Here is a 24,542-nt window from a genome sequence, read left to right as displayed (position 1 = left end):
GATTCAGAAGCCGACCTTGCCGACGACTGTACACAGACTTGCTAATACGGGTTTTCCTTGAACTCTTCGAGGGGGCCGCGGCTGGAACCCGTACGCCTGCGCTTGCGCGCGGGCTCGAGCACGACCGTGTCTTCACCCGACTCAGTCGTGTCGACCGGGAGCGGGGCCTGCCTGGCGGAGCCCGGCGAGGTCGAGCGGCCCGGCTCGGCCGAGAGCGCGGCTTGATCGGGGTGCTCTGCCGTCGTCGGTGCTGGGCTCGAGGTCGTCGCCCGGGCGTTCACGGCGGCCGTGAGGTTGGGGATCCAGCGGGTCTCGTCCGCGCGCGCGGACCTGCGATCGAACGACTCGAGCGCGATCAGCACGAGCAGCACGACCACCGCCCCAGCGGTCGCCATGCCGAGGCCGCGGAGCCAGCCCGGCAGCCCGCGGGCCCGGGGGACCGCGCGGTGCGAGCCCGTTGGATCCGAGGAGATCAGCGGTGGCAGCGGCTCGGCCGGGTGCAGGGGCCCGAGCTGCTCGGCGACCGCGGTCGCGCGGCGAGCCAGGGCTTGGCGCACGGTCGACTGGATCACGCCCGCGCAGCGCATGCCCTCGTCGAGGGCGTCAGCGAGCGCCGCGGCGGTCTGGTAGCGATCGCGGGGCTCGCGGCGCAGGCAGCCCAGGATCACGTGGGTCAGCCAGGTTGGGACGTCGGCGTCGACCAGCAGCCGCGCGAGTCGATCGGGGTCGGACTTGCGCAGCTTGTCGAGGGTGCCGGGGGTGTGGTCGTCGCCAAACGGCGGCTGACCGACCGCGAGCTCGAACAGCACGCTGCCCAGGCTGAACACGTCGGAGCGAGCGTCGAGCGGCGCGATCCGGCTCTGCTCCGGGCTCATGTAGGGCAGCTTGCCGCACAGCACCCCGGTCTGGGTGTGACCGAGCTGACCGCGAGCCTTGGCGAGGCCCAGGTCGATCAGCACGGTGCGACCGGTGGCGTCGAGCATGAGGTTGTGCGGCGAGAGATCGCGATGGACGACCTCGAGCGACTCGCCCTCGTCGTCGACGACCGTGTGAACCGCGTGCAGGCCCCTCGCCGCGTCACACACGACGCGCGCGGCTTCGGAGGGGTTGAGCCGCGCACCCTCACTGGTCGCGCTGCGGTGCAGATCGTTGACCTGCAGCTGCCGCAGCGTGACGCCGTCGACCAGCTCGAGGACCAGGTAGTGGTAGCCGTGGTCCTGATCCGAGTCGATCGTGGCGACGACGTTTGGATGGTTGACGCGCGACGCCACGCGCGCCTCGTCCAAGAATCGATCTTTGAAGCCCTCGGCGGCCGCGAGGTGAGCGTGAATGACCTTGATGGCGAACTCGCGGGCGAACCCACCTTCGCCGTCGAGCCGGGCCCGGTACACGGTCGCCATGCCACCGCTCGCGATGCGACCCGTGATCACGTAGCGACCAAGGTTGAAGGTCTCTTCGGCTGGGCGCCTGCGCCACTCCGACTTGCCGCGCGCAACGGCTTCGCGGGCGGCACCACGCGCGGACTCGATCTCGTCGCGGTCCGTGTGCTCGGACTCGGGGCGCGTCGATGTCTCGGCAATCTCTGCCGGAATCGCGTTGCTCAATGCGGGGAGACCAGGCATGACGGGGGCTGAAGCGTCGCTAGACCGACAGTATCAGGCGCGAGGCGAGATGCCGAAGACTTATCTGGGCTTACGTCGAATCAAATGGGAGAAAAGTCAAAGGCGGCAGCGGGGATCGAGTGTCACACGCGCCGCGATCTGGTCCACGCCATCCGGCGGGTCCTCGCGCAAATGGGCGGATTTACGCTGTTGGGGCCGGATCGAGGTAATCTTTGCCGACGGGCGACCCACGCAGAGTCACTGGAATTTTTCGGGTGCGAGTGGATCGTCGAGGCGCAGGGGCTTCCAAACCTGATCCATGAGGTCGTTCACGCGCTGTTTCTCGGTCACCTGGCGGACGACCATGGCTTTGACTATGGGGCGATCCCGCTCGATATCGAGCGGGTCGATCATCGCCTGCTGCTGTGGGAGGAGCTGACCTGCTGTGGTTTGAGTACATCGATATGTGCGCCGCTGCACACGAACCCCCAGCAATTCGCCCGAGACTGGTTCGCCGAGCAGATCGAGATCCAGGGGGTGTTTCACGGCCTCGAGCACGATCACGCGGCTTTTTGTGCGCGGATCGACGCCCAGCTGGCGATGCCGGACCGGGTCGAGGAGCTGCGGGCCACGGTCGCGCGAGGTCACCGCCGCTCGAGCGAGGAGATCGGTCGGGCAGGCGGCCCGCCGCTGCCGTCGGCAGATCTGCTCGCGCTGTGGCGTGACTATCGCGCGACTCGACTTGCACCCCCTTGAAACCCCGCGGACACTGGCGGGGTCGCACCCGTGCCGATGCCGCCGCAAGCATGTTCGTCACTCGTCTCCCGCTCGGCTCGAGCGGGGCTCGTGTTGGGCGCCGCCCTCGTCGCCTGGGGCGTCACGGGTAGTCTGCCCGGAGGTTTGGGCGGGGTCGCGCTCGCGGGAGATCTGACCCCGCTGGTGGTCGACACCGGGATCGGGGAGCAGGGCTGCTCGGGCGCGCTCGGCTACCTGCTGGAGTTCGACTCGATGCTGTTCGAGACCCGGACCGCCACCTGTAGCACCGGGTTTCGGCCGTTCGACCTCGCGTTCTTGGCCGTGGTCGCGCTGATCGTGATCTCGGTGATCCGGTTTCGCCACGCGACGACCCGCCACCGGCTCGACCTCGCCCGCCGGATGGTCGAGAAGGGGATCGAGCCGCCGCCCGAGCTGGTCGGCGCCAACAACGGCAGCGATCTGCGGCGGGGGATCGTGTTGGTGTGCACGGGGCTCGGGCTGCTGCTCGCGTCCATGGTGGGGGGCAGCCACAGCCTCAGCCCGGCGGGGCTGATCCCGGGGTTCATCGGGATCGGCTACCTGGTCAGTCATCGCTTCGCCGTCGCCAAGCCCGATGGGGATCTGCGATGACGCGGGCATTCGCCCAGACATGGGGGCAAGCGCCGGGCGTCACCCACGTGGCCGAGCTCGACGACGAGAGCTTGGTCGAGCGGGCCAACAGCGGTGGTGACAACGCGGCGTTCGCCGAGCTCGTGCGCCGCCACCAGGGCAAGGTGCGGGGCCTGCTGTTGCGCTTGACCGGCAACCGAACGGTCGCCGACGACCTCGCCCAAGAGGTGTTCCTGCGCGCGTACCGGGGGCTGATCGGGTTTGAGGGGCGGTCGCGCTTCTCCACCTGGATCTACCGGATCTCCTACAACGTGTTCGTCAACCACCGCACCCGCGGCAAGCCGCTGTCGGCCCTGCCCGAGGGGTTCGAGAACCACGCTCCGGCGCCCGACACCGAGCTGTCGGCCAGCCGCCTGGATCTGCGCCGCGACCTCGCTGGCGCGATCGCGGCGCTGCCCGAGCGCTACCGGGTGGTCGTCACGCTGCACTACCTGCAGGATGTGTCGTATCCCGAGATCGCGGACCTGCTCGAGCTCCCGATCGGCACGGTGAAGACCCACCTGCATCGGGCCAAGAAGCTGCTGCGCGAGCACCTTCGCGATCCGCTCGCGGCGCCGTCGGGGGCTGCGAACTCAGCCGCGGAGCTGGTCGAATGAGCGCGCCCGTTTCCCAGGCGAGTCCTCAGCTCGAGCGATTCGTCGAGCAGCTCGTGGAGCTCGATCTCGATCCTGCGCAGCTGCGCGAAGATCCCACGGGCGAGCGCTGGCTGCCGCACGCGCTGCGCCAGACCGTGCGCAACGATCCCGCGTGTCGGCAGGAGCTGGCCGAGTTCGTCGAGATGGAGCTCGCGCTGCTCGACGTGCACGAGCCCTGCGACGTGTTCTTCACCCGCCAGGTCATGGATCGCCTGCCGCGGATCGAGGCGATCGACGATCGTCGTCGCAACTGGATCTTGGCGTCGGCCTACGCGCTGGCGATCGGCGTGGCGTACCTGCTGCTCGGCCCGCTGCTCAGCTCGAACCAGCTGACCGCATGGGTCGATCCGGTTCACGACTGGTATCACGCCCACGCGGTCGAAGCGGGCGGCATGTGGATGGTGTTGTTGCTCGCCGCGTGCGCGCTGGCGCTGGTGCCGGCTGGCAGTGGGCGCCGCGTCGACGCCTGAGCGCGCGGTAGGTCCGGTGGTTTCGGACTAGGTGTCCGGGTATGTGTGTCGGGCATGCTCGACGCCTCGATCCGTCACCCCCGCTGGGCTTCGGTGCCCGACGCCCAGTGGAGCGACTGGCGCTGGCAGCAGCGCAACCGGGTCAGCACCCTCGCCGAGCTCGAGCAGTTCGTCGCTCTCGATCCGCGCGAGCGCGATGGGGTCGGCGCCCGCGGGTTCCCGTTCGCGATCACGCCCTACTACGCCTCGCTCATGGACTGCACCCGCGCAGGCAGCAGCTGTCCGATCCGGCGCCAGGCGATCCCGGTCGCCGATGAGGGGCTGCCGAGCCTCGGGGACATGGAGGATCCGCTGGGCGAGGACGACCATCGCCCGGTCGAGATCATCTCGCATCGCTACCCCGATCGCGCGCTGCTCTACGTCAGCCACAACTGCCCGGTGTACTGCCGGCACTGCACGCGCGCGCGCAAGGTCGGCGACGTGGCCTCGGCTCCAGGTCGCGGGGCGCTCGACGAGGCCTACGCGTACCTGCGCCGGACCCCCGCGATCCGCGATGTCCTGATCTCGGGCGGCGATCCGCTCAGCCTCTCGGATCGTCGGCTCGTCGAGATCTGTCAGGCGCTGCGGGCGATCCCCAGCGTCGAGGTGCTGCGCCTGTGCACGCGCAACCCGGTGACCCTGCCGCAGCGGATCACCGCCGAGCTGCTCGAGCCGCTGCGGGAGCTGCATCCGATCTGGGTCAGCACCCACTTCAACCACCCGCGCGAGTGCACCGCAGAGGCCGGCCGCGCGCTCGAGCGGCTGGCCGACGCCGGGTTTGCGATCGGCAACCAGACCGTGCTGCTGCGCGACCTCAACGACGACGCCGAGACGATCACCGCGCTCAACCGCTGGCTCGTGCGCCATCGCTGCCGGCCCTACTACCTGTTTCAGTGCGATCCGGTCCGCGGCAGCGGGCACCTGCGCACGCCGATCGAGACCGGGCTGCGGATCATCGACGAGCTGCGCGGGCGGCTCTCGGGGCTGGCGATCCCCCAGTTCGTGGTCGATCTGCCTGGCGGCGGCGGAAAAGTCGCGCTCACCCCCGACCGGGTGATCTCTCGCGAGGGGCGGCGGTGGCGGTTTCGCAACGCGCACGGGCGCGAGTACGAGTATGTGGACCCGGACGACGCGCCAGCCGCGACCCCGCGGCGCGCGGCGAGCCTGCCCCTGGTCATGTGAACGTGAGACATGCCACACTCCAACGCTCAGCCTTGTCGGAACTGAGGGGAGTGTGAGTGCATAACCCCCCAAGGTGCCCGTCCAAGGCCGTCACGAGGTCCCCCGTGCGTCAGACGATTCGAAACGCTAGCTGTGCCACCCTCCTCGCCACCCTCACCGCTGCATTGGCCGCTGCGGTGTCCCTGGCCCCGTCCGCGGCAGACGCGACCGAGGGCGGCGTCAATGTCCTGATTCTCAAAGAGCACGGGGTCGGCAGCGCCGCCTCTGCCCAACAGTATGTAGACAACCTGATCGCCCACGTCGCCCGGCAAAACAAGTGGCCGAGCGCCGCGGGGCAGTACCTGACCAGTCGCGCCACCGCCAACCAGTGGATCGGCGCCAACAACCCGCACTACGGGATCCTCTCGCTCGCCGCGTTCTTGGACCTCCGCGGCAAGCACAAGCTCGAGGTCATTGGCTCGGCCGAGGTCAGCGGCGGCGGTGGTCGGCAGTACTTCGTGGTCAGCGCGAGCGAGACCAGCCTCGCGGGCTGCAAGGGCAAGACCCTCGGCACCGACCACGGCGACGACACCAAGTTCATCGACAAGGTCGTCGGGCGCTCGGACTTCTCGCTCTCGGACTTCACCGTCGAGGACACCCGGCGCCCGATGAAGACCGTCAACGCGGTCGCCCGCGGTGAAGTGGCGTGTGCGTTGATCGACGACGCCCAGCTGGCCAGCCTGCCCAAGGCAGACGGTGGCGCGGCCGTCAAGACGGTGTGGTCGTCGAGGCAGCTCCCGGAGATGGCGGTGGTCGCCTTTCCGAGCGCTCCGGCGAGCGAGAAGGCCAGCTTCAAGAAGACCCTCGCCGCGGTCTGCTCGGGCGACGGCGCGGCGGCCTGCAAAGAAGTGGGGCTGCGCTCGCTCGAGGCCGCGAGTGAGTCCGCCTACGCGGACGTGATCACGGACTATCAATGAGTGGCGGGCTCCGGCTCCGGCTGTTTGGCTGGGGGTCGGGGCCGCGGCTGCGTCTGGGCGCGGGTGAGGGTTTCTGATATCCCTCGGCTGTGCAGGTTCGCGCGGCAGTGATCAGCGTGGGGCTCGGCTTGGCGAGCTTGGCTTGTAAGCCGAGTGGGAGCGTGGATCCCAGCCTCGCGCCGGCCGAGCAGGCCGATCCGCTGGCGCTGTACGAGCTGCTAGAAGCACGGATCGCGGCGGGTACGGACAGCGAGGCCGACCGCGTCGCCGCGCTCGAGCAGGTTCGCGCGGCGGCGGATGACCAGTCGGCAGCCTACGCGTACGTGCGAGCTGCGATCGCGGGGCGGGTCGCGGAGGGGCGCGGGCTCAAGGCGCTCAAGCTGCTCGAAGAGATGCGCACGTGGGCGCTGACCAGCATCGAGCGGGACGCCGAGTATCGCGACATGGCGGCCACCCGAATGCTGGGCACCCTGTATGTGCTCGCGGGCCAGCACCTCGCGGACGGTGACTCGGAGGCGGGCCTCGAGCTGCTCGAGGACGTCGTCGCCGCCCACCCAGATGGACCCACGAACCACCTGCGGCTCGCCGAGGGCTACGTCGCCCTCGGGGATCCCGAGCCTGGGTTCCCGAGCCTGTGCTTGGCTCAGGGCGCGCGCGGGCAGCTGTCTGCGGAAGAGCAGCGGCTGCTCGATGGCCTGCTGAAGGACATCGGCGGCGCCGAGCTGTTGGTGTGCGACGAGGACGGGTCGTGAAGCCGTGGGCGCTGGCGCTGGGCCTCGCGCTTGGGCTTGGGCTGGGGGCTGGAGGCTGCGGTGGGGCGCTGGTCGGGCTCGCCAAGACTGGCGACTGGGCGGAGCTCGATCGCCAAGCTCGCGCCCAGAAGCGACCGCCGCGGGGCCGGGCGGCGCGGGCCTGGGCGACCGCGCTGGTCGAGCTCGGCAACCCCGAAGAAGCGCGCGCGGTCTTGCTTCGTGACTTCCGAACGGGGGGACAGGACCAGTCGTTGCTGGCGCTCGCCGAGCTCGAGCGCTCGCTCGGGCTGGTCGGGATCGCGGTGGCTCACCTCACGCGCCTGGTCAACATCGATCTCGACACGCTGCAGCGGGCCTCCGATGCCCCGGGGATCTGCGATCTGTTTCGGGCCCGGGCCAAGGTCGAGGCGCGGCTCGGTGAACCGCTCGCCGCCGATCTCGACATGCGTCGGCTCGCGCTGGTGTGTCCGCAGGCGATCACCGACCAGGATCACCAGTTCATGGCGAGCCTGCGGCCGCAGGCGCAGGATCAGGCCGAGGCGCAGCGCAGCCTGGCCGCGCTCGCGCCCAAGCCGGAGGACGTGTCGGTGCTCGAGGCGCGGCTCGCCGAGCAGCTCGCGCTCGCGCGCAAGCGTGGACCGAGGGCGGTCAGCGAGCTCGCGCAGGCCCACGACATGCAGGTCGAGCCGGACGACGTCGCGATGCTGCTCGCGGCCGAGTTCGGCGGCGCGCTCGGGCCCGGGCTGGCGTCGAGCCGCCGCCTGTCTGGCTGGATCGGCGACGCCACGCGCGACGACCTGGTCAGCGCGATCTCGAGCTTGCCCGAGGGCGTCCGCGAGTATGCGCTGCTGCGGATCAGCAGCGTCGAGCCTGGCGGGTCGGCAGCCCACAGCCCGCTCGACCAGCAGTGGATCGTCGCGGCGATGGCATCGGTCGGGGGGCAGGGGCCGCACGAAGCGGCCAAGGCCTGGCGCGTGGCGGCGAGCGTCGGGGATCTGAGCGGGGCCGAGTTCGCGCTCAACACCAACCTGCGCGACATGATCCCGGTCGGTCCGCCGGACGCCGAAGCTCAGCCCGCGCAGCCGGGCGCCGCCCAGCACTGGTCGCGGCGGGTGGTCGTCGAGCGTCGCAGCTTCGACCTGCTCTTGACCCTCGCGCGGCTGCTCGAGCAGCGTGAGCAGCCGGTCCTGGCCCTGGAGCTGCGGCGCGCGGTGTTGGTCGCGGGCCACGAGATCGGGCTGGCCCAGGCGGCCGGGTCGGCGCTCGAGGAAGTCCGGCGTGAGCTGGTCCTGGGCCACCCCTGGCAGGCGCTGGCGATCGCGGAGGTCGTGCCGGGTCCGCTGCTCGACGAGGTGTTACCCGCGGTGGTGTCCGAGGTCGCGCTGGCGCGGGCGGTCGGGATGGGCGACGCCGCGTCGGCTGACGGTGGCGATCGCAACGTCGTCTGGCGGGCGCTGGGTGACGCGTGGTTCGAGCGCTGGGACCCGCGCCTCGACGCCGCCGTCGCGGGGCTCGACCTCGGCGACGGCGGGCGCTGCCCCGAGCTCGGGCGCTGGCTGGATCCCCAGGCCAGCGCGCAGCTGCGCGAGGTCGGGCTCGATCCGCAGCGCAGTCGCGAGGCGCTCGAGGCCGGGTTCGAGCAGCTCGGCGCGCCCTCGACCGGCGTCGCGCTGGCCCGCGCGCTCGAGTCCGACCTCGGGCTCTCGTGCAGCGCGCCGCTGATCAACCTGCTCCACGCGGGCGGCCACCTGCTCACGCTCGACACCCTCGACGAGCGGCTGATCCACGCGCCCGAGCTGTCGGCGTCGACCCAGCTGCAGCTCCACGCCGAGCTGGCGCTGGCGCACGGCCAGACCGAGCGCGCGAGCTTGCTGACGACCGCCGCGGCGGCGCAGACCGGCGCCCCGCTCGAGCTGTGGCGGCGCGCGGCGGTGGCGGGCCGCAGCTACGGCGCTCGCGAGTACACGCTCGAGGCGCTGCGGCAGGTGTTGCTGCACAGCGACGGGCTCGCCGACGCGGCCGCGCGGCGCGAGCTCGCGATGATCGTGCTGCGCGACGTCGACGCTGACGCGCGCGTGCGCGAGGGCGACGACACGGCCATGAACGCGCTGCGCGAGCAGCTGCGTGGATACGTCGAGCAGGCCCCGAGCCAGCGCAGGTGGTCGCGGGCCGATCAGCTGTTGTGGTCCCTGGCCAGCGAGACCCGGGCCGACGCGCTGGCGTGGGAGCGACTGCTCGATCTGCTCGATCCAGCGCTGCGCGAGCGCCATCCCCAGGCCGTCGCGGCGCTCGAGCAGGCCGCGGGTGGCTCGGCTGCAGCGCCGGGTTCGGGCGGGCAGGAGCTCGCGTTTCTCAGCGACACAGCAGCGCTGTGCGACCGTGCGTGGCGCTCGCTGGAGTCGAGCGCCGATCCGAGCCAGGTCGACAGCTCGGATCACCCAAACCATCTCGACCACCTGATCGGGGCCGCGACGACCTGTTCCCCGCGAGTCCGGGCGGCGGCCCTGGCCTCGCTCGTGGCCCAGACCCAGGGAGCTGCCAAGGCCGAGCTGCGGGCGCGGGTGCTCGCGGGCCCGATCGCTGTCGAGCCAGATCCCGACCACCCCGGGGTCGCCCGCTCGATCCCGGCCTTGCCGCGGCCGGGCTCGATCACGCGCGTCGCCTTCGAGCTGCCCCTGGACCCGCTGTGGGTCGTCGACGACGCGCCCTGAGCCCGCCGCACCCATACCCGCCAACAAGTGCGAAAGCGCCTGTGGGGTCACCACGACCCTCGGGTAGTGTGCGTGGGTGCTCTCGATCTCGCGGACGCTGGTCATCGCGGCCCTGCTCGGTGTGATCCTCGCGTGCCTGGGCGCGCTGTGGTCGAACGGCGCGGCCACCCGCCGCGCGAGCACCTACGCGATGGCCGGCGACTCGCTCGCGGAGCTGGCGTTGCTCGCTGGGATCGCGGACGACGACGGCCAGCTGCAGCGCGGCGAGCCGATGCCGGTCGAGGTCATCTCCGACGGCGGACCGCTGTGGGTGCTCGACAGCGTCGAGCGGGCGGTCGCGGGCGATCCTCACTTCAGCAGCGGCGACAGCCCGCACTTGCTGCGCGCCGAGGTGATCGACGCGCGCGGTGGCGTGGCGCTGCAGCTGCATCTGTGGCGGGCCGGCTGGGAGCTGCGGACGCCCGAGCCCCGACGGGTTCGGATCGCGGCGTGGGCGGCGGTGGTCGCCGCGATCGTCGGCGCGGCGCTGGCCCTGTACGTTCAGCGCGTGAGCGTGGGGGTCGCCGCCGCGGGGGTGCTCGCGCAGCTGTTCTTGGCGATCGATCCGCTGCCGCGCGAGCTGTTCCCGCCGCAGCGCTTGGTCGACGAGTGGGCAGCCGGGCCGCTGATCGGGCGCGTGATCCCGCTGATCCGCGGGCTCGAGGGCCTCGAGCTCGGGGTCGTCGCGGCGGCGCTCGCGGGCTCGCTGGTGCTGGTCGGCTTCGACCATAAACGCACCCGCGGGCGCGATGGCGACGTCGGGCTGGGGTCGGCCACGCTCACGGCCTCGCTGGGGACGATCGGCGCGATCGCGTGGATTGAAGCGGCGAGTCGCGGCTCACTGTTTGCGGCCTGCGACCCACGGTTTGGCGGGTACGCCGGCTGGCTGGCGCTCGCCGGGTTGATCCTGGCGTGGTTGCCAGCGATACGTGTCAGCCGTGAGGCCTGGCGTGCGCGAGCCTGAGCGGGCGAACCGATTGAGTGTCTGGACGAGTGTCTGGCTGCGGCGCCCGTTCGCGCTGCTCGGCCTGATCTGCGCGCTGTGCATGGTGCTCGCGGTCCCGGCCTGCAAGCGCGAGCGTCCCACCCCGGCCAGCGCGGACGGCAGCGACAGCTCCGCGCCCGCGCCCGCGCCCCGGCTCGCGCCCGTGTCCAAGGTCGAGAGCGCCGACGCCTGGCAAGACTTGATCGCCCAGCGACCCAGCGCGGTGGTGATCCGAGGCGGCCGCGTGTGGATCGATCTGGGGCACCCGAGCGCGCACAAGCACCTGCAGCTGGCGGCCGCCGGATCGCCGTGGCGGCTGGCCCAGGACCTGGGGGATCGTCGCGCGGCGCTGCTGGTCGGCCTCAGCGGCGCGCTCGACATCCCGCTCGACGGCGCGCTCTCACCCGCGCTCAACCCCGACACGCCCTACACGCCCAAGCCCGGCGAGGTCGTGCCCGAGGGCGAGCCGCCACCGCCCACGCGCGGGCTGGCGGTGGCGATCACGATGCGGGCGATGGCCCCGGATCAGTCGGTCACCGTGCTGTGGGAGGAGCGGCCGCTGGCAAACCTGCACGTGTCGCAAGAGTGGGAGCGGCGCACGCTGTCGCTGCCCAACGACGTGGTCGTGACCGGCGAGAACCGCCTGCGCCTGCACTTTCGCAACGTCGCGCCGCTGCCCGAGGGGCAGCCCTCGCCCGACCGCGACGTCGCGCCAGCCGAGGTCTCGGTCTCGGCCGCGATCGAGAGCGTCGAGGTCGGCACGCTCGCGGCGATCAAGGCCGGGGCGCCCGATCTCAAGGTTGGCAACGACTACGTGATCCGCTCGCTCGGTGACGACGTCGAGTTCGAGGTCCCGGCCGATCGCAGCCTGGTCTACTACCTGGTCCCGCCCCGGCGCGCGCGCCTGCGGGTCGAGGTGGCGGGGCGCGGGAGCCTGGAGGTGCTGGCGAGCACCGACGCGGATCACCGCCATGGTCGCCCGCCCGTGCAGCTGCTCTCGCAGCCGCTGCGCGCGACGGGGCGCAGCGCCAGCGTGGATCTCTCGGGCTACGGCGAGACCCCCACGCGGCTCGAGATCCGGGTTCGCAGCACCCGGGGCCAGGCCGACGCCGCGATCGAGCGGGACAGTCAGGGACGCGCGTCGCATGGCGGGGCGCTGTTCACCGAGCTGGACATCGTCGCCCGCCGGGCGATGCCCGTGGATCGGCGCGATCGCACGCCGCGGGACGTCTACGTGCTCGCGCTCGAGGGCGTGCGGCCCGACGATCTGCTCGATGGTGCGCTCGGGGTCCTGCCCAAGAGCCCCAGCTACCCGGCGGTCGCCCGGTTCCTGGCCGACGCGCTGGTGTTCGAGCGGGCTTACACGCTGGGGGCCGCGGCGGTCCCCGCTCACGCCGGGCTGCTGACCAGCGTGGTCCCGCCGGGGCACCTGACCGTGCGCGGGACCTTCGTCGCCGAGGGCCAGAGCACGCTCGCCGAGGTCCTCGATCGGGCCGGGTACTTCACCTCGAGCGTCTCGGCCAACGCGTACTTCTCCAACGAGCGCGGGCTGACCCAGGGCTTCGCCGACGATCAGATCCTCGAGCGCAGCAACACCCGCGGCAACGACGGCCAGAAGGTCGTGCTTGGGATGCTCGACGAGATCAACCAGCGGCCGAGCCCGCGGTTTGTCTACGGGGTCCTCAACGACGCCCAGGCGCCCTACGATCCACCCAGCGAGGTCCTGGCCGAAGCGGGCGTGTTTCCGCCCGAGGGCGCGCCCGCCCAGCACCGCACGCATATGTGGGTGGGTCGGGTCCGGACCGGCAAGATCGAGCCCGATCGCGCGCAGCTCGAGTATGTGCGGCGGCTGTATCGGGGCGAGCTGCAGGTCATCGATCTCGCGCTCGGGCTGCTGCTCGATGGCCTCGCCGAGCGCGACGAGCTCGACGAGGCCGTGATCGTGCTGGTCGGGCTCCACGGCGAAGAATTTTTGGAGCACGGCGGCGCCGGTCATGGCAGCACGCTCTACGAAGAGAGCATCCATGTCCCGCTGGCGATCCGGGCGCCCAAGCTGCTCGCGCCCGGTCGCGTGGAGGCGCCGATCGATCTGCTGGATCTGTCACCCACGCTGACCGACTTGCTCGGCGTCGAGTACGATCCCCGCTGGCAGGGCGAGAGCCTGGTGCCGCTGATCGACGATCCCCAGCCGCCGCCGCGCCTGGTCGTGTCGTACCTGGGTGACGGCAGCCGGGCGGCGATCATCGGCGAGCACAAGTTCGTGCTCGGACCGGGCCGTGGGCGCGAGTCCCAGCACTTCTATGATCTCGCGGCCGATCCCGAGGAGCTCTCCGATCGCATCGCGGAGGGTGGTGTCGCCCTGCGCATGGTGCGCATGGCGCTCGCCTGGCAGCTGCCCGAGCAACCCCAGTGGAATCGGCCGCGCTGGGGGACCGGGGCCAACCTCGCGCCTGCCTTCGCGCTCGACCATGGGCTGTGATAGGTAGCGCCACCATGTCCGAGACCCAAGCTCTGCTCGACGACGTCAAGAAGCTGCAGGTGGCCCAAGATGGCGCCGCGCTCAAGCAGCTCGAGGATCACGCGGACAAGAAAGTCCGCAAGGCCGCCCGCAAGGCGATCCACGTGCTGCGCAGCAAGGGGGTCGAGATCCCCGAGCAGGCCCGCAGCTGGAACGAGGCCAGCACCCAGTCGATGCGCAGCCACGCGGGTCCCATCGCGATGTTGGACATGGCCGCCTCGCCGGGCGTGACCCGCTTGACCCTGAGCTTGCCCAACGAGGAAGAGGGCGCGAGCTTGTTCGTGGCGGTGATCGATTCCGGCGATCGGCTGCTGAACTTTGCGGCCTACTACCAGACCGACGGGCAGCAGAGCCGCACCGGTCGCGACTGGACGCGCGACACCGACGGCCGGATGATCTCGCCTGAGTGGGCCGCGGCGCGGCTGTTGTGGGCGCGCGAGTTTACCTACCGCAGCACCTTCGAGCTGCCCGAGCAGATCGACGAGCACCTGCCGACGCTGATCAAGTTCGTCGGCAGCTCGCCGAGTGAGCGCCCGCAGCCGAGCTTCCTCGACGAGGCGTTGGCCTCCGTCGAGCCCTCGACTGAAGATCTGAACAACATCCTGATGGTCAGCGCCGTGCACACCTGGCCGCTGATGTTCGACGCCAACGCCCTGTTCGGGACGCTCGGCGAGCGCATGGAGGCGCTCGACGCCGAGTCGATCACCAATGAGGATCGCCTCGCGCACATCATCGAGTCGAGCAAGGACGACGAGGGCCTGCGGGCCGGCCTGCGCGGGTCACTGGCCAACGCGCTCGATGACGTCGTCGCCGTGCTGTTCCTCGATGGATCGCTGGCGGACGCCCGACGGGTCCGCGATCTGACCACGGCGATGCGCACCTCGGAGGCCCCGGAGGCTGTCGAGGGCGTGGTCAACCTGATCCAGCTGCAGCTGACCTCGGCGGCGATGCAGCAGCTGCGCCAGCAGGGTGGTCAGCACGATCATGATCACGACCATGATCACGATCACGATCTCGATCTCGATCACGCTCACCATCAGGGCCAGGTGCACGGCCACGTGCACGACGAGAACTGCAACCACGATCACGACTGATCGGCGCGCGGCTCGGGGCGGCTCGGCGAGGCTCGCCGAGGCTGGAACGGGTGATCGCTCGGGCCGTCTTTGCCGAGTCAGTGAAGATCAGCCCGAGCAGGCGATCGCGCGCAGCTCCAAGAAGTCGTCGCCGAGCATGAACGCGAGCAGGGTCTGCGCGACGCTCGAGCGGTTGATCTGCTGCTTGAGCGAGCCGCCGACGACACCGTCGAGCAGACAGGCCGCCCCGAGCACGCCGCCCGGATCGCCGGTCATGAGGGCCGCGAGCCGAAGATCGCTGGCGAGGGTGGTGCGGGCCGTGGCCGAGGGCGCGAACGCGAACCCGGACAGGCTCTCGCACACGCGCTCGAGCACCTTGCGGTTGCGCCGAGGGAGGTGCTTGCCGAGCTGCGCGCTGAGATCCTGCAGGCGCCGCGGATCCGGATCGGCCGTGATCGCGTTGAACACCCGCACGGTCTCGAAGCTGGTCGCGAGCAGCAGGTCCATGTCGATCGGCGGCAGCGCGCGGACCAGCCCGGCCGCCCACGCGTGGCGAGCCAGGGCGATCGCGGCCAGCCCCCGCCAGCTCTGCGGATCGCCCTGCATCCACAGGTTGTTGCCGATCCTGAGCGTGGGCGTGAGCGCGGGGATCAGGACGCAGCCGTTGTGGGTGGTCCCGGCGGCGAGCGCTGGCCGTGCGAGCCCGAGCAGCGCCGACCACTGGGTGGTCAGCGTCTCGAAGCTGCGGGTGTCGGCGCCCGGGGGCAGCGGCACGGCGTCGCGCTCGGAGAGCACCGCGAAGTCGCCGGTCATCCGCGAGAGCACCGGGTCGATCGCGATCAGCAGCTCATGAAGCTCGGCCAGCTCGGACGCGGCGAGCAGGCGCTCGCGCAGCTCGCTGGTCTGCAGGATCCGGCCGAGCCCCGGGCGCGTGGCGGCGCGCAGGTGCTCGCGGGGCGGCTCGCCGCGCGAGTCGATCGCAAACGCGACGGCGGCGGCCATGTCCGCGAGCTCGGGTCGATGATCCTTGGAGATCTGCGTGAGCAGGTTGAGGTCGCGCAGCGACAGCGCGGCGCGGGTGATCTTGGAGATCATCGCGCCGCGGATCGAGGGCAGATAGTCGGCGACGCGCTCGCGCTGGCCGCTGCGGGTGAGCAGCTCGGTCAGCAGCGAGACCCCCTCGCGGTGGCCGGGGTTGATCCGCACGGCTCGCTCGGCGGCGGCGAGGGCCTCGGGCAGGTGGCCCTCGCTGCTGGCCAGGAGTCGGGCCTGGCGCAGCTGAATGTCGTGGAGCTTGCCGCGGTCGCGCTCGCGCGAGCGGAGTCGATCGAGCAGGTGCGCGGCCTCGACCCGCTGGCTGTTTCGCTCGAGCAGATCGGCCATCAACGTGACCGCCCGCGCGTCGTTGGGGCGGGCCTCGAGGGCGATGTTGGCGTGGCCGAGCGCCCGCGTGAGGCTGGTGGGATCCGCCCCCGAGCCCGCAGCGGAGCCCGCGGCGGATCCCAGCGAGGCAGCGAGACCCATGCGCAGATCGATCGCCGAGGGCTCGCCGGGCCCGTAGAGCTCGAGCAGGAGCTCGGTGGCCTCGGCCGCCTCGCGATCGTGGCCGAGCTGGCGATGACAGCGGACCAGCTCGTGGAGCGCCTGCTTGCCGTCGGGCCGGGCCTCGACGGCGGCCTCGAGGTAGCGGACGGCGACGTCGAGCTCGACGTTGTGCTCGGCGAGCAGGAGCGCGAGGTCGTAGCGGGTGTCGGCGTCGCGGACCCGGGGGAACACGGTGGTCAGCAGCGCGATCGCGGGCTCGGGATCGGCGAGCTGATTGGTGAGCCCGCGCGCGAGCCCCAGCGCGTCGCGGTGGCTGGGGTCGCGATCCAAGATCCCCGTGAGGATCTCGATCGCCTTGGCCGCCTCCTGGGTGTCGCCCGAGGCGCCCGCGCGCACGGCCGCGTCGCGAGCCTCGGCCATGAGGTTGTGCAGCGACACGGTAGGCGCCTCCGGGGTGAGCCGGGGCAGCGCGGCCTCGCGGGCCTGCTCGAGCCTGGCGATCCCGAGCTCGGCCGGGACCAACCCGGGCATCGCGTCGATCGCCGCCTGATAGGCCCGCCGGGCTGGATCGACGGCGCCCGCCCGCTCGAGCAGCTCGGCGCTCTCGAGATAGAAGATCGCCCGCTCGGCGTCCGACTGGGCCCGGACCGCCCGAGCGCTGACCGCCTCCATCGCCGGCAGCGGCGAGTTTGTCTCGGACAGCAGCCGCTCGAGGTGACGCACCGCGTAGGGGTTGCCGGGATCCGCGTGGAGGGCGTCGAGGATCGCGGTCGCGGCGAGCTGGCGATCTTCGGCGAGCCGCTCGCTCGAGACCGGCTCGCGCTTGCCGTCGGGACCCGGCCGGCCCTCGTCGAGCAGCAGCTCCGCGGCCTCGACCAGCAGCGTGGCCCGGAAGTGGGTGTCGTCGCTGGCGCGGGCGGTCTGCAGGTAGATCGAGGGCAGGGTCTGACGATCGTCGATGAAGCGCAGCAGGGTCTCGAACTCGCGGCGCACGACCGGGTCACCGGGGGCGCGCTGCAGCGCCTGCTCGTAGGCGCGGCGGGCCTCGTTGGCGGCCGCCGATTGGTTGCGCAGCTTGGCGCCGGGCCGGGTCGCCCGCAGCCGCGCGATCTGGGTGAGCAGCGCGGCCTCGGCCGGGCCCTCGGCGTGCTCGGACAGGGCCTCGACCAGCCGCACCAGGTTCGCGTGATCGTGATGGGCGACCAGCAACCGGCGCGATCGCTCGGCCGCGAGGCCATGATCGGGCTGGGCACCCAACGCGGCGCGGTAGTGCTGCAGCGCGGCGTCGAGCCGGCGGGCGGCCTGCTCGTGGTGGGTCTTGTCGTCGCCCGACTGCGCGGCCTGGCGAGCCAGGGCCTCGGCCAGCAGCCCGAGCCGATAGTGGTAGTCGGCCAGCAGCGGCGTGGGCTCGGGCAGGTCCTGCGCGCGCAGCAGATCGTAGGCCTCTTCGATCCGGTTGTTGACCGTCAGCAGCTGCAAGAGCAGCTCGCGGGCCGGGTGCAGATCGGGGTTGGTCCGGTACGCGCGCCACAGGTACTCGATCGCGCGATCGTGATCTTGCAGCTCGTCGAGGCACACCCGCGCGGCCTTGAGCGCGAGCATGGCTGGATCGGTGACCGAGTCGACCTCGGGCTCGTACAGGGACAAGAGCGCGTCGAGATCGAGGTTGTCGCGATACAGACGCGCGAGGGCCTGCAGCGCAGGGGTGTAGCCGGGGGTCAGCTTGAGGGCCCGCTCGTAGGCCTCGCGCGCGGCGTCGCGGCGCTTGAGCTGCAGCTCCAGGGTCTCACCGAGCTCGACGAGCACCGCCGTGCGCGAGACGTTGTCGTCGAGTCGCTCGACCAGGTGCTGCAAGGTCGTGACCAGGACCGGTGTGCGGTTCTCGGTCCGGCACAGCGCGGCCAGCTGAAACAGCGAGAGGAGATCGTCGGGATCGATCCGCGTGATCTCTTCGAGGATCGCAATCGCTAGATCGACGTCCTCGAGCTCGTGCTGGGCCATCGCCGCGACCCGGCGCAGGGCCGCGAGCCGCTCGGGCCCGTCGTCGGTCTCGTCGGCCTGGCGCTGCAGGTTGGCGACCGCCTGCGGCCAGCGCCGCATCTTCTCGTAGACCCGCCCGAGCGCGCGCAGGCACGAGGGGTTGTCGGGATCCTCGGCGACGGCGAGCTCGTAGACCTCCGCGGCCCGGGGCAGATCATGGCGCAGGTTCTCGTGGACCTCGCCGAGCCGCAGCAGGATCGACGCGCGGCCCGGGCCCGACGAGACCGTGCGGGCCCACTCGTCGAGATGCACGACCAGGCTCGCGTGGTCGCCGGTGTACTCGAGCAGCTCACCGAGCGAGTGGCGAACCCAGCGGTGCTCGGGCAGGTGGACCAGACAAAACCGCAGATCGAGCTCGAGCGCGCGGACCAGCGCCTTGCGATCTTCGGAGAGCTTGGGCAGACCGGTGATCGTGTCGGCCGGGTCGGGGCTCTCGTCGACCATGCGCCGCAGGGTGTCGCGGCGGATCCTGGCCATCTGCTCGCGGACCAGGGCCTGCTCGCGCGGGGCGTCGAGGGTGCGGGCGACCCGATCGAGCACGTGGAGGTTGGTCGGCAGGCCCTCGGCGTCGCCCGAGGCCACGCGCTGCTCGATGTAGAGCGCGACCTCCGACAGCGGCGCGAGCATGTCGGACCCATCGGGGATCCGGGGCTCGCGGGCCGCGAGCTCGCGGACCAGATCGTCGACCGGCTCGCGCGAGTCCGCGAGGGTCAAGAACGCCAGGTGCAGCGCCGTGCTGGCCGAGAGCGGATCCTCGGCGACGTCGGCGAGGTGGCGGTAGAGGTGGCCGAGGCGGACCGCGTCGCCGGTGGCCGCGACCAGCCGGATCAGCCGGCGCAGCGCGGTCTCTTCGTGGGGATCGGTGTCGTGGGCCTCTTGGACCAGCAGCAGCCGGACCTCGTCGGCTTGCTTGGCGTCGTCGAGCCCAGCCGCGTCGGCGTCGGTCAGATCCGCGAGCTCGAGCAGCAGCGAGACCTTCTCGCGGGAGCTGCGACACAGCTTGATCCGGCGCCGGAGCAGGTCGCGGGCGATCTCGCGGTCATTGATGATCGCCGCGGACTCGCTGGCCAGCATCAGGGCTTCGTGGTGCTCGGGCTGACACGCGAGCGCCTCGCGGTAGGCATCGAGGGCGCGCTTGCGGTTGCCCATGCTGCCTTCGCAGAGCATCCCGAACTCGACCCAGGCCGCGGCCCGCTCCTCTGGATCGGCGCTGGCGTCGGACCCGAGCCGCTCTAGCTCGGCGAGCTCCTCGGCCACGGAGTCGTCACCGCCCGAGCGCAGATCGAGCAGCGTGCGCGCCACGGCGCTGCCGCTGTTGCGCAGGAGCAGCTGGCCCTCTTCGCGGCGACCCAGGCGATCGACCAAGATCCGCCCGGCCTCGGCCAGCAGCGCGGCGGCCATGACCTCGTCCTCGACCTGGCGGCTCTCCTCGGCGAACTCTTCGGCGAGGGTCTGCCAGGCGTCGGCGGTGCCGGTGGGCATCGCCGTCGAGAGCAAGCTCGAGTGCAGGCCCGAGTGCATGCCCCACAGCAGCGAGGGGCTGTCGATCAGCGCGGGCGGTCGCTGCTCGCCACCCTCGCCGCGCTCGACCTGGTCGATCAGATCGGAGAGATCGAGCGCTCCGCTGAAGTCCTCGGAGACCTTCTTGGGCACGCCGCCGGTGACGAACAGGTCGCCTCGCAGCTCGAGATCCTCGCGTCGTCGACTCACAGGAGCTCCTCGAGGGCGCCGTCGTGGACGAGCGCGACCTGATAGCCAAGCGAGCGACGCAGACCCAGGTGGTCGTCGCTCAGGAGGTAGCCGAGCAGCGCGGTCGCGCGCTCCTCGAGCAAGATCTTGCGGTCTTCGGTGCCCTCGAGCAGGCGCTCGAGCGCGGGCCGGGGATCGGCGGCGGCGACCACCCCCGCGCGATCCTGGGCCATCGCCATGGCCTCGCGCATGCGCTGGGGGTCAAAGGTGTCGGTCGACTGGGCGAAGCTGCGGGCGGCGTGGACGAGGTCGGGCCGGGTCGCGGCGTCGGGCAGCGAGGTCACGACCCACTGGGCCAAGGTTCGATCGATCACCGGGACCGCCCCGCGGGTCGGGGCGAACGCCTCTTCGGGCAGCTCGATGTCGAGCGACCGGCACAGGCCCATGAGCAGCCCGAGCAGGCGCGGCTCGGCGTCCGGGGCGTGGAGGTAGTCGCCGCCGGTCGCGAGCCGCATGACCGCGCGGCCGAGCAGGTCGCGGGATCGCGGGGCGAACGGGGTGCTGTTGATCTTGCGTCCGACGATCAAGGTTGGCGAGCTGCCGAGGTGGGCGACCACGCTGTCGTGCTCGTCGGGGTTGACGAACACCAGCGGCTGCGAGAGCCCGAGCGAGTCGGCCAGCGCCCGCGCGACCATGACCACGCCGGAGTTGCTGGGCAGGCTGCGTCCGCCGACGATGTCGATCGGCGGGGCCGGGGCGTCGGGCAGCTCGTTGAGCAAGAACACGCCCTCGTGGAGCAGATCGAGCGCGTGCGAGCAGGGGAGGTCGCCCACCAGTAGATCCAGCGGCTTGCCGTCTTGCGCGGCCGGCAGCGGCCACGGCTCGGTCTGCAGCGCGTCGCAGGGGCGCCAGCGCTGCTCGTCGTCGCGCTTGGTGTCGGTGATCTCGATGATCCCGGTCGCGAGGTACACGCCGTCGACGTCGCCGAGGATCTCGAACAGCTCGCGGAGCCCGCGGACGGGCGCGTGATCGATGCCGGTCCGCGGTGTCCCGGGCGGGTGCTTGGACCCGGCGAACTTGCTGCGGACCCCCTCTGCGCGGAGCCACGCGCGGTGGTGGGCGACGCCGGCGAGCAGCGTGGCCTTGGCCTCTTCACGGCGATCGAGCTTGAGCAGCGCGCGGTGCAGCTCGCGGAGCACGTCGAGGTCGGTGGGCGCGAGCAACAACAGCTCGCGCATGAGATCGACGGCGACGTCGGGGTGCCCGAGCGGCCCGCGGTGGAGGTCGGCCAGCGCTCGCAAGCTACGGACCCGCTGCTCCCCGTCGCTGAGCTCGACGAGCAGCTGCAGGGCCTCGACGCGCTGCTCGAGCGCGCCGTACTCGGCCGCGATCCGATCGGCCGACAGCAGCGCGTGGCGGGGATGAAAGCCGCCGCGGCCGGCCCCGAGGTAGTGCTCGATCGCCGCGCGCGGGTTGCCGGCCCGCTCCTCGGCGTCGCCGGCGAAGTAGTGCAGGGCGGCCGCGCGCTCGGGCGACAGCTCGCGCTGCAGCGCGCGAGACAGCTCGGCGACGACCTCGGGCCACCGCTCGAGCCGCGCGTAGCCCTGGGCCAGATCCGCGTGGATCCCTGGATCTTCGGGGTAGCGGGCCAGGCCTTGCTCGAGCAGATCGACGGCCGACTCGGGCCCGTCGGTGTGGGCGGCGAGCCGGGCGATCTCTCGCACGGTCGTGGGGCTCAGGGCGTCGCGCTCGGCGAGCGCGGCGATCCGCTTCTCGAGCAGGATCTGAAGGACCGGCGCGCCCTTGGTTCCGTGCGCGGCGCAGGTCCGCTCGAGCCCCCGAAACGCGAGGTCGTCGGCGGGGTCGTTGGCCAGCGCGCGGGCAAACAGCGACCACGCCTGTTGGTTGTGGGTGTTGAGCTGGGCTGTGCGCAGCGAGATCGTGCCCGCGCGACACAGCGCCCGGACCTGGTGGGCCGGCACGCGCAGCAAGCTGGCGAGGCGCTCGAGCGTCTCGATCGTCTCGCCGATCTGCTCGACCCCACCGAGCCGCTCGAGCACCCGGGCCTTGCAGTGCAGCGCTGGCAGGTAGTCGGCGTGGCCGGCCAGGGCTTGCTCGACCCGCTGCCGCGCGCCGTCGAGATCGCCGCGGCGCTCGTGCAGCTCGGCGGCGATCGTCGCGAACGCGGCCTGCTCGATGTGGTGCTCGGCCGCCGCTCGGGCTTTTTGCAGATCTTCCGAGCGACCCGCGTAGGTGCTCTGACGCTTGCGCTTGACCCGAAGCCGACCGCGCCGGGCGAGCGCGTGGCCGGGGTTCCGGTCGAGGACCTTGGCGTAGCCGGCGTCGGCGAGGTCGAGGTTGCCCGCGGCCTCCTCCGCGCGCGCGGCCCGGTAGCGGTACGCGAGCAGCTCGGGATCGTTGGGGTCGAGCTGCTCGGCAAATTGATCGGCCGCGGCCGTGAGCGCGCCCGCGGCCCGCGACGGACGGCGGGCCCGAAACGCCGCCCGAGCCAGGCGCAGCTGGGTCACGAAGTCTTCGGGCCGGGCCTCCGCGACCGCGCCCAGGTACTGGATCGCGACGACGGCCTTGGGCGTGAGCTCGGCCAACTGCAGGGCCAGCGCGCGACGATCGTCGGCGCCCCGCTCGGTGGTCAGGCCGCCCTCGGCGAACGCCTGCAGATCGCGGCTGCGCCCGAGCTGCTCGTAGAGGCGCAGCAGCAGCGCCCGCGCGACGCCGAGCTGGGGCCACAGCTCGAGCCCGCGGACCAGCTCCCGGACCGCGCCCTCCGGATCGCCCAGATAGTTGGCGCGAACGTTGGCCGAGCGGTGCAGCAGCAGCGCCCGGGTGCGCGGACCCTGGACCGCGCTGACGTGTTGATCGAGCAGGCGGACCAGCTCGGCCCAGCGGTTGAGCCGGGTCGCGAGGTTCTCGGCCGCGTGGAGGGCCGGGAGGTGCCGAGGCCAGCGCTCGAGCAGGGCCTCGAGCTCGACCAGCGCATCTTCGGCGCGGTCGAGCCGGGTCGAGAGGATGCTGGCGATCTCCAGCCGCAGCGAGACCTGACGGCCGCGATCGGTCGAGTACAGGACCTGCTTGCGGAGCAGCGCGAGCAGGCGGTCCCAGTCACGATCCCCGCGCAGCAGCGCCTCGAGGCTGCTCATGCCGGCCTGGTGATCGTCGACCTGATCGAGGCAGACCTCGAAGCACTCGCGGGCCTTGTCGCGATCGCCGAGCTCGAGCGCTAGCTCGCCCGCGCGGTGCAGCAGCTTGGCCTGACGCACGGGGCTGAAGGTCAGCCGAATCTCTTGCTCGGTGACCTTGAGCAGCTCCTTGGTCCGACCCGAGCGGGCCAGCAGCCGGGCCAGCCGCTGCAGCGAGGGCATGTGCTCGGGGACTTCCTTGAGCAGCGCGACGAGGAACTTGATCGCCTGCTGCGGATCGTCGCCGTTGCTGTGCAGCTGACCGAGCACCGACAACAGGAACACCTTGCGGGCCGGAGACTCGGCCGCGCGCAGCTCGGTCTCGTAGAACTCCGCGAGGTCGTCGGCGCGGCCCATCTGATGCAGCACCCGCTCGAGCCGGTCGCGGGTCGGGCGGTAGGCGGGGGCGATCTGCGAGGCTTCTTCGTAGAGCCGGCGCGCGCCCTCGAGCTCGTTGAGCCGCTCTTCGAGCACCTGGCCGGCGCGCAGGTGGGCCTGCGCGGTCTCGGCCTTGGTCAGCCCGGCGTCGTCGGCGGTCGCGGTCTGCAGCGTGAGCAGCTCGAGCAGCTGGGCCCACAGGCCGTTGGAGATCAGGTAGCGGGCGGTGTCCTCGACCGCGGGCAGGTGGGCCGGAAACAGCCGCAGCGCCTTGCGCATGGCGGCCAGCCCCTCGTTGACCCGATCGAGGCGGATCATCGCCAGCCGCCCGACCCGATAGAACAGCTCGGCGCGGGTCCCCGGCTCACCGTCGCCGACCGCCCGCAGCTGGCCGAGGCAGGCCAGGACCGCGATCTCGTAGCGCGACGAGCTCATCGCGAGCTCCTCGAGGTTGCGCCACAGCGAGAAATTGTCGGGCTGAGCCTCGGCGGCCGCGAGCAGCAGGGCGGCGGCGGCGGCTCGCTCGCGGCGGTCGTGGAGGACCAAGCTCGCGCGGGCCAGCGGCATCGCCCGGGCTCGGGGCTCGCGGGCCTCGGCCTCGGCCTCGAGCGCCTGCAGCATCAGGGCGACGTCGCCGGACAGCTCGGCGGTGCGGAACAGATCGCCGATCAGCCCGAGGTGCCCCGGCACGAGCTCGAGCGCGTGCAGCAGCATGTCGGCGGCGAGGTGGAGATCGCCGCCGTGGCGGGCCTCGAGCAGGGCGAGATCGTGGAGTAGCCCCGCCGCCGCGCCGCTGTCTTCGAGGACCTCGAGCTGGCTCTCGAGGTTGGCGATCGTCCCGAACACGTCGCCGCGGGCCAGCGACACGCGCTCGACCGATCGGAGCACCGCGAGGTCGCGCGGGGTCGCCCGCAGCGCGGCCTCGTGGCACTGCTGCGCGGCCTTCAGATCTCGGAAGTAGCGCTCGACCAGCTGGCCCCGCTCGCGGTACAGGGCCGCGGCCTCCCGCGGGTGCCGGGTCGCCCGGATCTCCAGGTCCAAGAACGCGACGGCGTTGCGGACGTCGTTGCGATCGCCATAGATGCGGTACAGCAGTCGCATCGCCGGCCGCAGCTCGGGCACCATCGTCAGCGCGGCGCGGAGCTGCTCGACGGCTCGCTCTTCGTCTTCGCGCTCGAGCGACCAGCGGGCGATCGTGAACGCGAGCACCGCCCGCAGCTCGACCTGATCCTCGCTGGTCTGGGCGAGCGCCTTGATGACCGCGTCGAGCGGAAGCGCTCGTGTCCGAGGGTTCACTCCCCGCGCTC

Annotated in this window: 14 protein-coding genes; 11 read left to right on the top strand and 3 right to left on the bottom strand. The window is 71.7% G+C overall.

The window, feature by feature from the left end:
• Positions 1–41: 41 nt before the first annotated feature.
• A complete protein-coding gene (locus ENSA7_RS05025; protein WP_181233177.1) occupies positions 42–1,604 on the bottom strand; it encodes a serine/threonine-protein kinase in 1,563 nt (520 codons plus the stop codon).
• A 102-nt stretch (positions 1,605–1,706) separates the two neighbouring features.
• Here ENSA7_RS05025 and ENSA7_RS05020 point away from each other — a divergent pair, with 102 nt between their 5' ends.
• From ENSA7_RS05020 to ENSA7_RS43205, 11 genes are all read left to right on the top strand, one after another.
• Positions 1,707–2,357 (top strand): hypothetical protein, encoded by a 651-nt coding sequence (locus tag ENSA7_RS05020; protein ID WP_106088047.1) that lies wholly within the window; start codon positions 1,707–1,709, stop codon positions 2,355–2,357.
• Between the two features lie 90 nt (positions 2,358–2,447).
• Positions 2,448–2,987, top strand: coding sequence for a DUF6249 domain-containing protein (locus tag ENSA7_RS05015; protein ID WP_146157351.1), 540 nt, complete (start codon positions 2,448–2,450; stop codon positions 2,985–2,987).
• Positions 2,984–3,622 carry an RNA polymerase sigma factor gene (locus ENSA7_RS05010; RefSeq protein WP_106088045.1) on the top strand — a complete coding sequence of 213 codons (639 nt, stop codon included), beginning with the start codon at positions 2,984–2,986 and terminating at the stop codon, positions 3,620–3,622. The genes ENSA7_RS05015 and ENSA7_RS05010 overlap by 4 nt, the downstream gene beginning before the upstream one ends.
• Positions 3,619–4,131, top strand: a complete 513-nt coding sequence (locus ENSA7_RS05005) for a hypothetical protein (RefSeq protein ID WP_106088044.1) — start codon at positions 3,619–3,621, stop codon at positions 4,129–4,131. Before ENSA7_RS05010 ends, ENSA7_RS05005 begins: the two co-directional genes overlap by 4 nt.
• A 54-nt stretch (positions 4,132–4,185) precedes the next feature.
• Positions 4,186–5,352 carry a KamA family radical SAM protein gene (locus tag ENSA7_RS05000; RefSeq protein WP_106088043.1) on the top strand — a complete coding sequence of 389 codons (1,167 nt, stop codon included), beginning with the start codon at positions 4,186–4,188 and terminating at the stop codon, positions 5,350–5,352.
• 176 nt (positions 5,353–5,528) lie between these two features.
• Positions 5,529–6,308, top strand: a complete 780-nt coding sequence (locus tag ENSA7_RS04995) for a PhnD/SsuA/transferrin family substrate-binding protein (protein WP_181233175.1) — start codon at positions 5,529–5,531, stop codon at positions 6,306–6,308.
• A gap of 89 nt (positions 6,309–6,397) precedes the next feature.
• Positions 6,398–7,060, top strand: a complete 663-nt coding sequence (locus ENSA7_RS04990) for a hypothetical protein (protein WP_146157349.1) — start codon at positions 6,398–6,400, stop codon at positions 7,058–7,060.
• Positions 7,057–9,771: a hypothetical protein gene (locus ENSA7_RS04985; protein ID WP_106088040.1), complete on the top strand. Its 2,715-nt coding sequence runs from the start codon at positions 7,057–7,059 to the stop codon at positions 9,769–9,771. The genes ENSA7_RS04990 and ENSA7_RS04985 overlap by 4 nt, the downstream gene beginning before the upstream one ends.
• A 76-nt stretch (positions 9,772–9,847) precedes the next feature.
• Positions 9,848–10,774 (top strand): hypothetical protein, encoded by a 927-nt coding sequence (locus ENSA7_RS04980; RefSeq protein WP_106088039.1) that lies wholly within the window; start codon positions 9,848–9,850, stop codon positions 10,772–10,774.
• 13 nt (positions 10,775–10,787) lie between these two features.
• Positions 10,788–13,274: a sulfatase-like hydrolase/transferase gene (locus tag ENSA7_RS04975; RefSeq protein ID WP_146157348.1), complete on the top strand. Its 2,487-nt coding sequence runs from the start codon at positions 10,788–10,790 to the stop codon at positions 13,272–13,274.
• Positions 13,275–13,288: 14 nt separating this feature from the next.
• Positions 13,289–14,407, top strand: a complete 1,119-nt coding sequence (locus ENSA7_RS43205; protein ID WP_181233173.1) for a hypothetical protein — start codon at positions 13,289–13,291, stop codon at positions 14,405–14,407.
• Positions 14,408–14,494: 87 nt separating this feature from the next.
• Here the strand turns inward: ENSA7_RS43205 and ENSA7_RS04965 are convergent, their stop codons facing one another.
• Entirely contained in the window at positions 14,495–19,681 is a 5,187-nt protein-coding gene (locus tag ENSA7_RS04965; RefSeq protein ID WP_106088037.1) for a tetratricopeptide repeat protein, read from the bottom strand.
• Complete coding sequence (locus ENSA7_RS04960; RefSeq protein ID WP_106088036.1) at positions 19,678–24,531, bottom strand: tetratricopeptide repeat protein; 4,854 nt, start codon at positions 24,529–24,531, stop codon at positions 19,678–19,680. The genes ENSA7_RS04965 and ENSA7_RS04960 overlap by 4 nt, the downstream gene beginning before the upstream one ends.
• Positions 24,532–24,542: the final 11 nt, after the last annotated feature.

The organism is Enhygromyxa salina, from assembly GCF_002994635.1.
GTDB lineage: Bacteria > Myxococcota_A > Polyangia > Nannocystales > Nannocystaceae > Plesiocystis > Plesiocystis salina_B.
The sequence above is the reverse complement of the archived record's forward strand: the minus strand, read 5'-3'. Positions and strand labels throughout refer to the sequence as shown.

Excerpts from the sequence above, each read along its gene's own strand:
- ENSA7_RS05020 (WP_106088047.1), top strand. The coding sequence starts at position 1,707 with ATGGGAGAAAAGTCAAAGGCGGCAGCGGGGATCGAGTGTCACACGCGC.
- ENSA7_RS05010 (WP_106088045.1), top strand. The coding sequence starts at position 2,984 with ATGACGCGGGCATTCGCCCAGACATGGGGGCAAGCGCCGGGCGTCACC.
- ENSA7_RS05005 (WP_106088044.1), top strand. The coding sequence starts at position 3,619 with ATGAGCGCGCCCGTTTCCCAGGCGAGTCCTCAGCTCGAGCGATTCGTC.
- ENSA7_RS05000 (WP_106088043.1), top strand. The coding sequence starts at position 4,186 with ATGCTCGACGCCTCGATCCGTCACCCCCGCTGGGCTTCGGTGCCCGAC.
- ENSA7_RS43205 (WP_181233173.1), top strand. The coding sequence starts at position 13,289 with ATGTCCGAGACCCAAGCTCTGCTCGACGACGTCAAGAAGCTGCAGGTG.